The sequence below is a fragment of the Streptomyces ardesiacus genome (assembly GCF_003112575.1).
Taxonomy (GTDB): domain Bacteria; phylum Actinomycetota; class Actinomycetes; order Streptomycetales; family Streptomycetaceae; genus Streptomyces; species Streptomyces ardesiacus.
This window is the reverse complement of the sequence record NZ_BEWC01000012.1, coordinates 53,064-62,292: the sequence shown is the minus strand read 5'-3', so window position 1 is coordinate 62,292 and position 9,229 is coordinate 53,064. Positions and strand designations below refer to the sequence as shown.

The window sequence follows — 9,229 nt, the reverse complement described above, 5'->3', positions numbered from 1 at the left end:
GAGGGCATGATGCCGTTCACCGTCACCGGCGCGTTCGATGACGGGGCGACCTACAGCGTGCAGATCACCGGGCGGGTCGACCGCCCGGTGATCGGGTCGCACCGCGCCACCGCCCTGGTGGGCCTGCACCAAGGCGGCCCCGTGTCCCTGTCCCCGACCGGTCCCGTGCGTACCGTTGCCGGGGACGATGAGGCGACCGTGCTCGCCGTGCTGCGCGAGTACACCAGCATCCTCGAGGAGGGGCCCGGCGCACCTCGGCAAGCCCGTGTTCCGGGGTGATCCAGGCACTTGCACAATTGTGCAAGCCGCTATTTCGCGCCGCCGCACTGGGTGAGGGCGCTGATCTTCGCCTCCTTGTGGTCCATGAGTCCCTTGTCGTCAGGGACGGCCCCGAAGTGTTGAGGAGGTGGGACATCAGCCGTGCTTGTCAGCTCCCCGCCCTTCCTGTTCCACCGGTCCCAGGACTGTCCGTCACTGGTCGTGAAGTGCAAGCCCGCGATGCGTCGGGCAATGCCGGTGTACTTGCTAGACGCGTCCGCGCGGGCGTAGACGACCTCCCTGGGCAGGCGCACGGCTGTGCAGGGAGGCACAACGCCCAAGTCGACGTAAGTGACAACGGCTGGGCGGCCAGACGCCTTCTTCCCGTACGACACGAAGATGTATCCGCTCACGGGGTCGAGATTGCGATTTGCGATAACGATCTTGTCGCGCTCAACCCACGCAGTGAACCGCGATGCCTGCGCCTGCTGGCTGTTCTCGTCCTCTTCCCGTGACTGCTTCAGTTGATCATCGGCGACCTGCGCCGACTTGTAGGTTCCCCATGCTGTAATGGCAAGGCTGATAGCCGCTACAAGGGCAGCAAGGACAGCGGTGTGCTTAGCCAGATCGGCCCGCTGATACCAGCGCACCAGCCGACCCGTCTTGCCCACGCTTCGCGAGTACCGAGTCACCGGAGGCATTGGCGGACGAGGTGGAACCTGTCGAACCCGTAACCGCTTCTTTCGCTCTGCCACTTGGCCTCCCCGTTCACTCACCCTGGCTAACGAGGAGAAGGTCTACCACGACACTCGTCGTGGTAGCACGAGACGTAAAGTCCTACGCCCGTCATCCTCCGCCCGTGACCAGATACGGATTCGCCATCAAGGCCCTCCCCAAGGGCGGTAAGCCGTTCGGGGACAAGGAAGACGACGACGAGCAGCCGGAAGGCACCGAGGAGGAGACGCTCGAGGAGGGAGACCCCTCGGCGGCCTTCGAGGAGCTGCCCGAGACGCCCGAGGTCCCCGCGGCGCTACCCGACCCGGCCGCCCCAGCGGAGGACCCTGCGGCCGCGGACCCGGCGGCCGCCGAGCCGCCCCCGGACGACCCCGCCGCGGCACAGCCGCCGCCGGACGGCCAGCCACCGGCCGACATGCCGGAGCCGCCCGCCGACGACGCACGCCCGTGGGCGGGCGACATGTACGACGAGGGCGACGAGACCGACCCGGCTGACTCGTTTTCCGCGTACACCGGCAGCAACGGCGAACAGGCATGGTTGGATCGGGCTCCGGACGGCACACTGACCGGATGGGTCCGCGACGGGACGGGACAGGTGTGGCGCTACACCGACCCGGACGCGTGGGCGGTCGACGTGGACGGCGCGGGCATGACCCGCACGCACAGCCAGGCCGACGAAGTCGCCGCACCGCCCGAGGCCGCCGCACCGCCGGCACCGGGCAACCGTGGCGTACAGGATTCGATGTTCCAGTGAGGGAGCTGACGACGTGGAGTTGAACCGCCAGACCGCTCTGGCGTTGCAGCAGGAGGGCAAGGCCGCCTACGAGGCCGGAGACCCGCACGACTCCAGCCCGTACAACCGGTACGGCAACGCCGACCAGCAGTTCGGCTACCAGTACTGGACCCGCGGTTGGAGCATGGCGCGTTCGGCGGCCGAGGAGCAGGCAGGCGCCAGCGCAGGACGTTAGCCAGACGCGAACGGCACGGTGCCCGGCGGCCCACTGTCCACCGCCGGAGGTTTCCCGCCGTGCCGAGCGCTCCACCCACCAGATCGTCACACCCGAACACCCTGCGAGGCACCAGCCGGGCAATCTACGCCGTCACCGGCGTGGTCGACGAGGTCAACGACCTCATCGTCCCCGGCGCCTTCACCCGCACCCTGGCCACCCGCCGCGTCAAGGCCGTGTGGCACCACGAATGGAAGGACGCCGTCGGCGTCGTCCTGGACGTCGAGGAATGGATGCCCGGCGACCCCAGGTTCGCCGACGTCCCCGACTGGCCGCCCGAAGCCGGCGCCCTGGTCGCCACCGTCGAGTACAACCGGCGCACCAGCAAGGGACGCGACACCTACGAGCAGGTCAAGCAGTGGTACGAGCACGGCGAAGCCGCGTTCTCCATCGGCTACCGCGTGCCCGCCGACGGAGCCACCCGCCGCGCTGACGGCGTCCGCGTCATCCACCGACTCGACCTCTTCGAGGTCAGCCCCGTCCTGCACGGCGCCCACCCCATGACGAGGGCCCTCGAGGTCAAGGCCGCCGCCAACCCCGGCATGGAGTACAAGGCCACCCCGCACGTCGTCGAACTCGACACCGGCAAGGAAGGCGACCGCATCAAGGTCGCCGGACTCGCGGTCAAGGCCGACGACACCGGCCGCGTCCTGCTCATCCAGCGGGCCCTCGACGACGAGGACCCGGCCGCCGGCACCTGGGAGTTCCCCGGCGGGCACCGGGAGAAGGACGAGGACGCGCTCGCCGCGGCGCTCCGGGAGTGGCAGGAAGAGACCGGTGCGGATCTCCCCGGCGTGACGAGCGTCGTCGGCTCCTGGACCGCCCCGAACGGCATCTACCGCGGGTTCGTCGCCGTCGTCCCCGGCGAGTCCTACATACCGCTCAACCGCCCCCACAGCGAGCGTCGCGTGGCCAACCCGGACGACCCGAAGGGCGAGGCCACAGAGGTCACCGCCTGGTGGCCGATCACCGCTCTCCCCGACATGTCCCTGCTCCGGCCGGAGTGCCGAGACACCCCCTGGTCCCTCCTGGCCGGCGCCAGCCTCCCCCAAGCCCCCACCGGCAAGAAGCCCAGCGCCGCGGCGCAGCAGTTCGCCGCCGACGTGATGAACACCTACGCGGCACTCGGCGCACCCGAAGCGAAGTCCGCCCGCGCCGCGGTGGCGGCCGCCCGCGCCGTCCTGCCCCGCATCGAGCACAAGTCCGCCCGCTCCGTGGTCGCCGAGGCCAAGAGCAAGCACATCGCCCACCTGGAGGACCTTGCGATGTCCCCGAACCACCTGCCCGAGTCTCAGGAGCAGTTCCGCGCCCGCCTCTCCGACAGCGTCCGTGACCTCCTCGGACAGGACGGAGAGACGTGGTCGTGCATCGAGGGCACCTACCCGGACCGCGTCATCGTCTCCGTGCACACCGAGGAGCCCGGCGGCCGCAGCGGGCACTACGCCATCCCGTACACGGTGGTGCCCACCGGCGACATCAGCCTCGGCACGCCCCAGCCCGTCGAACTCGCCACCGTCGTACTCCCGGAAGGAACCAGCGCGCAGCGTGCGGCCACCGACGCCGAGGACGTCGACGCGCGCGTGGTGCAGCCCACCGTGGAAGCGCTCACCGACGCGACCGCCCGCGTCAGCTCGACCGGAGCGGGCCCCGAACAGCTCGAGGGCGTACGGGACACGGTGCGCAAGCTGATCACCGCGCTCTCCGCCAAGGGGCTCGACATGGACCACGAGCCGGGCACCACCCCGAAGGAGCCCACACCGTCCGCGGGCGCCCCCGGGGCCGGACCCACCGGCATGGACCTGTGGGACGACAGCACCTTCTACGACGACGAGGACGACGAGGACGAGGTGCCCACCGAGGAGGCACCGCCCCCGGCCGAGGACGCCGTCGATGAGGACACCGACGACACGGAAACGGTTCGGATGGACGAGGACGAGGTGAAGGCCGCCCTCGCGATGATGCAGAGCTGAGTCGCGCGACTCAGCCCCCGCCCACCCGATCGGCCACCCGAGCCGACCGGAAACAAAACAGCAGGTCAACCCCTATTCGCTGCCCGCTCCTGACTACCTGAGCGGGCAGCGCGCGACGTTAACCCCTCCCTCCCCTTTCCATACGGCCTCGCGTTGAGGCTGTCCCGGTGCTGGCCGGGCGGAGCGACGCACGTCAACCGCACCCCAGCATCAGGGAGAGAGCAGTAATGCCCGACAACGCTCGCATCAAGGAACTGCAGAAGCAGCTCCAGGTGAAGGCCGCGGAGGCCGAGGAGATCAGCAAGGGCTTCAAGGTGGAGGACGGCGGCTTCGTCGTCTCCACCGACCAGGCCGCCAAGTTCCGGAAGGTCTCCAGCGAAGCGCAGGAGATCAAGGCGCTCATCGACGCCGAGCAGGGCCTGGTCGACGTCAAGCAGTACCTGGACGCCCCGGAGCAGCCGTCGGCCGCGGCCTCCCACTACGGCAAGACCCCGACCATGGAGGAGAAGTCCCTCGGCGACCTGTTCGTCGAGTCCGACTCCTTCAAGCGCGCGGGCGCCGCCGGCTTCGACGACCGCCCGTACATCCGGGCCTCGATGGAGGGGAAGTCCATCTTCTCCCTGTCCGCGGGCACGGTCACGCACCAGACCCTCGGCAGCGTTCAGAACCTCGGCATCGCCGAGCGGGCCTACCGCAAGTGGCACATCCGGGACCTGTTCCCGAAGTCGTCCACCAAGCAGGCCGTCCTCTACGGCGCCCGGGAGACCGGCTGGACCAACAACGCCCGGCAGGTGAAGGAGCGCTACGCCGCCGACGGGACCAGCCCGGCGACCGGCGCCGAGTCCGACACCTGGGGCCGCGCACCGCGGTCGAAGCTCGCGCTGACGCCGGTGATGTACCCGGTCGCAGAGGTAGCGCACCTGATCGACGCCCACAAGAACATCCTCAGCGACGAGCCTCGACTGAAGACGTTCATCAACGGCCGCATGGTCGAGGGCGTCAAGTACCAGGAGGACTGGGACCTGCTCCACAGCGTCGGCGACGGCCAGTCCCTCACCGGCATCTACAACACCCCCGGCGTCCAGCAGTACACGGGCCTCAACACCGACAAGTACTCGGTGCAGATCCGGCGCGCCATCACCAAGGCGCTGCTCGCCGAGTACGAGCCGACCGGCATCGTCCTGTCCCCGACGATGTGGGAGCACGTCGAGGTCGAAGAGGACGACAACGGCGCGTTCCGCGTCGCCATCGCCGTCGCTATCGGCGCGGAGAAGAAAGTCTGGAGGCTCAACGTCGTCGAAACCACGGCGATGTCGGATGGGGACTTCCTCATCGGCGCGTTCGGTCTCGGCGCGCAGCTCCACGACCGGGAGAACGTCTCCGTCACCGTCTCCAGCGAGAACGCGGACAACTTCGAGAAGGGGCTGATCACCTTCCGCGCGGACGAGCGCCTGGCGCTCGAGGTCCCGCGGCCGGAGTCGTTCGTCATCGGCACCTGGACCACGCCGACCACGGTCTGATCCAGACGCGGGTGAGGGGGTGCGCCCGACCGTGGGCGCGCCCCCTCCACGTACCACCATCACGACGACGGAGGACGCCGGTGATCGAGAAACAACCCCTTGGCCTCGCGGACGAGCTGAACGCGCTCGCCAACGCCCCCGCCCCCCACCGGGGCCCCCAGTGCAGCGTCGGCACCTTCCTGGCCACCGCGGACGAAGACGTTGCTACCTCCCTCCGCGCGGCGCTGGACAGCAAGCGCATCACGGCGAAGGCCATCGCCGACACCCTCAGCCGGTACGGCCCGGACGTCACGGCGTACACCGTGGCCCGGCACCGGCGCCGCGGGCAGTCCAACGGATGCCGGTGCGAGCGATGAGCCTCACCAACGACCTGCAGGCGCTCCTCGACCCGGCCAGCCAGGAGCAGAGCCAGGCCCCGCAAGCCCAGCGCCCCCAGCCGGCCGCTCCCCGCGGCTGGGAGTCCGGCGTGCGGTACGAGCCGAACGGCACGATGGTCGTCACCACCCCGCCCGCCGAGACGCAGCCCGGAGGCGAAGAGGACTGGCGGGCGCGCGTGGAAGAGATGGGGCTCGCCATCCCCGACGGGTTCCGTGTCCGCCTCGTGGAGGCCAAGCACGACCCCGCCGCCTGGCACCGCGACCAGCAGGGCGACGACGCCGTGACCCGGGCCGTGTGGCGCTGCCGCTACGTCATCGAACCGGCCGCACCCGCATGGCTGTCCGCCGGCGACATCGACGCCCTCGTACGCGACGCGATGCGCCGCCGCCGCAAAGCCCGCCCGACCGTCGACACCGCGGACCGCTCGCTGGTCGTCGTGTACGCGGACGCCCAGGCCGGCAAGGTCGGCAGGGACGGTGGAACGCCTGAGCTGGTCGCGCGGGTCGCCGAGCGGTTCGACAGGCTCGACGACCACATACGCGACCTCAAGGCCATCGGCCGCGCTCCCACGGCCGCGTACTGGATGGACGCCGGTGACTGCGTCGAGAACTACGAGAACACCGCGCAGCAGGCGTACACCAACGACCTGACCATGACGGAGATGATCCGCGTGCACAGGCGGATCACCTTCGAGGGCCTGGACCGGCTCGCCGGGCGGTTCGGCCGCGTTGTCGCCGCGACGTGCGGCTCCAACCACGGCCGGGTGCGGCGCGGCCGCGAAGCCGTCGGCCCGCCCAGTGACGACTGGGGCATTGAGGTCCTGTCGCAGATCGCCGACGCCTACGCCCGCAACACGGACGCCTACGGGCACGTCAGCTTCGCCATGCCCGAGCGGTGGCGGGAGTCCGTCTCCCTGGATGTCTCTGGCACCATCGTGGGCCTGTCGCACGGGCACCAGTACCCGCGGCCGGACAAGGCCGTCGACTGGTGGCGCGGCCAGACGTTCGGCCGACAGCCGATCGCCGACGCGGATGTCCTGATCACCGGGCACTTCCATCACTTCAGGGCCCAGCAGGTGGGCAACGGCCGTCTGTGGATTCAGGCGCCCACCCTCGACAACGGGTCCGACTGGTACACCGCCCGCAGCGGCGAAGTGTCCGCCGCCGGCCTCCTCGTCTTCAGTGTCGGCCCGAACGGCTGGGACGACCTCCGGCTCCTGTAGGGAACGCCAACTGCCCGAGGGGGCCATGATCGTTCTTGCACAATTGTGCAACTGCCCCGATTCGTAGCGCGCGACCGTAGCCACCCCTGTGCCCCATCCTTCCGCGGCCACCACATACGGAAGCACCGGAAGGAAACCATGGGCCTCTACCGAGAGAACGGCGAGCGGATCACGAGGGCCGCGTTCCCCGCGGCCGCCGTCACCGACCCGCCTCAGCGCATCACCGAGAACGTCTACCAGACCGAGCCGTACGGCCGCGGTGACGGCCGCCCGGAGGGGTCCCGCCGCCACCTGCTCTACGAGGCCGGCGACGTCGTCCCGAAGTCCGTGATCGACCGCCTGTTCACCCCGGCGACCATCACTGCCATCACGCCGGCCGCCGGCCCGGCGGCAGGCGGCACCATCGTCGCCATCACGGGCACCCACCTCGACGGCGTCTCCGCGGTGACCTTCGGCGCCACCGCCGGGACCGACCTCAAGGTCATCTCCGCGACCGAGCTGCGCGTCAAGACGCCCGTGGGTGAGGCCGGAGCGGTCGACGTCGTCCTCGCCGACGACACCGGCAACGTCACCACCGCCGACGGCTTCACCTACACCGCCTGACCCGAAACGGCGGAACGGCCCCGGCTCGGGGGATTCGGGGCCGCCCCGCCGTCACCGTCCGTACGTGCCACGGCAGGACGCGACACAAGCGCAGCCCCTTGTGCAGGGTGCGCGCCGACCGGACCACCAGCGCAGAGGGAGCCACCATGGCCACCACCACCCGAACCCGTAAGACCGCCGCGAAGACCGCGGCCGCCGCCGACGTCCCCGTCGTCGAGACCGAGGACAGCACCACCGCGGCGACCGAGGGCGACCCGGGCCCCGAGGACAGCACCGAGGCGGCCGACGCCGACGCGGGCCCGAAGGCGCCCGACGCCGCGCCGCTGGAGCCGCCGACGAACACCGTCCACGCGGCTCCCGACGGTCCAGCCGAGCCCGGCTACGTCTCCCCGACCGAGGTCATCCCCGACAACATCGCCGAGGTCATCCTCGACGACGCGACCAAGAAGCCCCCGGCGGACGTGGCCGCGGTCTTCCAGCCTGTCACCCCGTATGGCTCCTCCCTCGTGTGCACCGTGCGCCTGGTCGAGCGGACCTTCATCGGGCCGCATGCCAGCCCGGTCGAGCGACTGCTGCAGCCCAAGGGCGCCCACGTCTCCGAGAGTGTCGCCGCCCGCATCCGCGAGCGCCTGGAAGCCCAGGCCGCCGCGACCGACGAGAAGTAAGGAGGCCCGGGGTGTCGGTCTACGACTACGAGCCCATGTACGGCGGGGCGCAGTACGACCCCGAACCGGCCGGCGGACAGGTGACCAGTCTCGTCCTCTACGACGGCCCGGAGCGCACCACCGAAGTTGCCGCGGCAGGGCCGGGCACTCGGCTGCGCGCCGGGACGTACCGATTTGCGCTGCCGGACGTGCCGCCCGGCCGCTACTGGGCCACCGTCACCTTCACCCCGAGCAACGGCGCCCAGCCCGTCAAGGATCAGTCCGTGAGGCTGGACCTGCCCCTCGGGCTGGGCCTCGTCACGTCCCCGGAAGCCGTCGCCGATGACCTCGGCGTCCCTCTCCCCCTCACCCCCGCCCAGCGCGACGACCTCAGCACCGCGATCCGCAGGGCGCAATCCGACGTCGAGGGCTACCTTGGGCAGTCCCTCGTGCCGAAGGTCGTCACCCACACCGCGGTCAGGCCCTACGGGACCGACCTGAACAACCCCGAGTCCTGGCCTGTTGCCAGCGACGACTGGGTCGAGGTCTCCGCCTACCGGGACCGCGGGGACGGCACGTACGACGTTGACTTCCTTGTCGGCCTGAACGGCGCCGCCGAACAGCCCGTCGTCCGCTATGTCACTGCCCACGCGGCCGAGTCCGAGCGCAACCGGCCGGGCGGCGTCGGCGCGGAGGGCCGCCGAGTCTCCTCCGTCAGCGCCGAGGGCCAGTCCATCTCGTACGAGTCGGCTCCCGCCGCCGGACAGGCAGGCGCTCTGCCGACCATCGACACCCTGTCCCGGCTGAAACGCCGGCTGTGGCAACCGGTCGGCCCTCCCCCGCGCCCCCCGTGGCCGTACTCCTCGACCCGCTACCGCAGCGGCCGCTGATG

At 70.5% G+C, this 9,229-nt stretch carries 11 protein-coding genes; 10 read left to right on the top strand and 1 reads right to left on the bottom strand.

Features of this window, described 5'->3' with window-relative positions; genetic code table 11:
* Positions 1-9: 9 nt before the first annotated feature.
* The gene (locus Sdi02f_RS33545; protein WP_159107692.1) at positions 10-279 is read left to right on the top strand and encodes a hypothetical protein; all 270 of its coding nucleotides are present in this window, start codon (positions 10-12) and stop codon (positions 277-279) included.
* 29 nt (positions 280-308) lie between these two features.
* Here the strand turns inward: Sdi02f_RS33545 and Sdi02f_RS33540 are convergent, their stop codons facing one another.
* Positions 309-929 (bottom strand): hypothetical protein, encoded by a 621-nt coding sequence (locus Sdi02f_RS33540; RefSeq protein WP_159107691.1) that lies wholly within the window; start codon positions 927-929, stop codon positions 309-311.
* A 188-nt stretch (positions 930-1,117) separates the two neighbouring features.
* Between Sdi02f_RS33540 and Sdi02f_RS33535 the strand changes: the two genes are divergently transcribed.
* From Sdi02f_RS33535 to Sdi02f_RS33495, 9 genes are all read left to right on the top strand, one after another.
* Positions 1,118-1,747: a hypothetical protein gene (locus Sdi02f_RS33535; RefSeq protein ID WP_108934643.1), complete on the top strand. Its 630-nt coding sequence runs from the start codon at positions 1,118-1,120 to the stop codon at positions 1,745-1,747.
* A gap of 13 nt (positions 1,748-1,760) precedes the next feature.
* Positions 1,761-1,961 (top strand): hypothetical protein, encoded by a 201-nt coding sequence (locus tag Sdi02f_RS33530; protein ID WP_108934642.1) that lies wholly within the window; start codon positions 1,761-1,763, stop codon positions 1,959-1,961.
* Positions 1,962-2,101: 140 nt separating this feature from the next.
* Positions 2,102-3,970 carry an NUDIX domain-containing protein gene (locus Sdi02f_RS33525; RefSeq protein WP_108934641.1) on the top strand — a complete coding sequence of 623 codons (1,869 nt, stop codon included), beginning with the start codon at positions 2,102-2,104 and terminating at the stop codon, positions 3,968-3,970.
* 227 nt (positions 3,971-4,197) lie between these two features.
* On the top strand, positions 4,198-5,490 hold the full coding sequence (locus Sdi02f_RS33520) for a phage major capsid protein (RefSeq protein WP_108934640.1): 1,293 nt from the start codon (positions 4,198-4,200) through the stop codon (positions 5,488-5,490).
* A gap of 80 nt (positions 5,491-5,570) precedes the next feature.
* A complete protein-coding gene (locus tag Sdi02f_RS33515; protein ID WP_108934639.1) occupies positions 5,571-5,846 on the top strand; it encodes a hypothetical protein in 276 nt (91 codons plus the stop codon).
* Complete coding sequence (locus Sdi02f_RS33510) at positions 5,843-7,090, top strand: metallophosphoesterase family protein (protein WP_245962267.1); 1,248 nt, start codon at positions 5,843-5,845, stop codon at positions 7,088-7,090. The genes Sdi02f_RS33515 and Sdi02f_RS33510 overlap by 4 nt, the downstream gene beginning before the upstream one ends.
* Positions 7,091-7,228: 138 nt before the next feature.
* A complete protein-coding gene (locus Sdi02f_RS33505; RefSeq protein WP_108934637.1) occupies positions 7,229-7,693 on the top strand; it encodes an IPT/TIG domain-containing protein in 465 nt (154 codons plus the stop codon).
* 146 nt (positions 7,694-7,839) lie between these two features.
* On the top strand, positions 7,840-8,358 hold the full coding sequence (locus tag Sdi02f_RS33500; protein ID WP_108934636.1) for a hypothetical protein: 519 nt from the start codon (positions 7,840-7,842) through the stop codon (positions 8,356-8,358).
* Positions 8,359-8,369: 11 nt separating this feature from the next.
* Positions 8,370-9,227 (top strand): hypothetical protein, encoded by an 858-nt coding sequence (locus Sdi02f_RS33495; protein WP_108934635.1) that lies wholly within the window; start codon positions 8,370-8,372, stop codon positions 9,225-9,227.
* Positions 9,228-9,229: the final 2 nt, after the last annotated feature.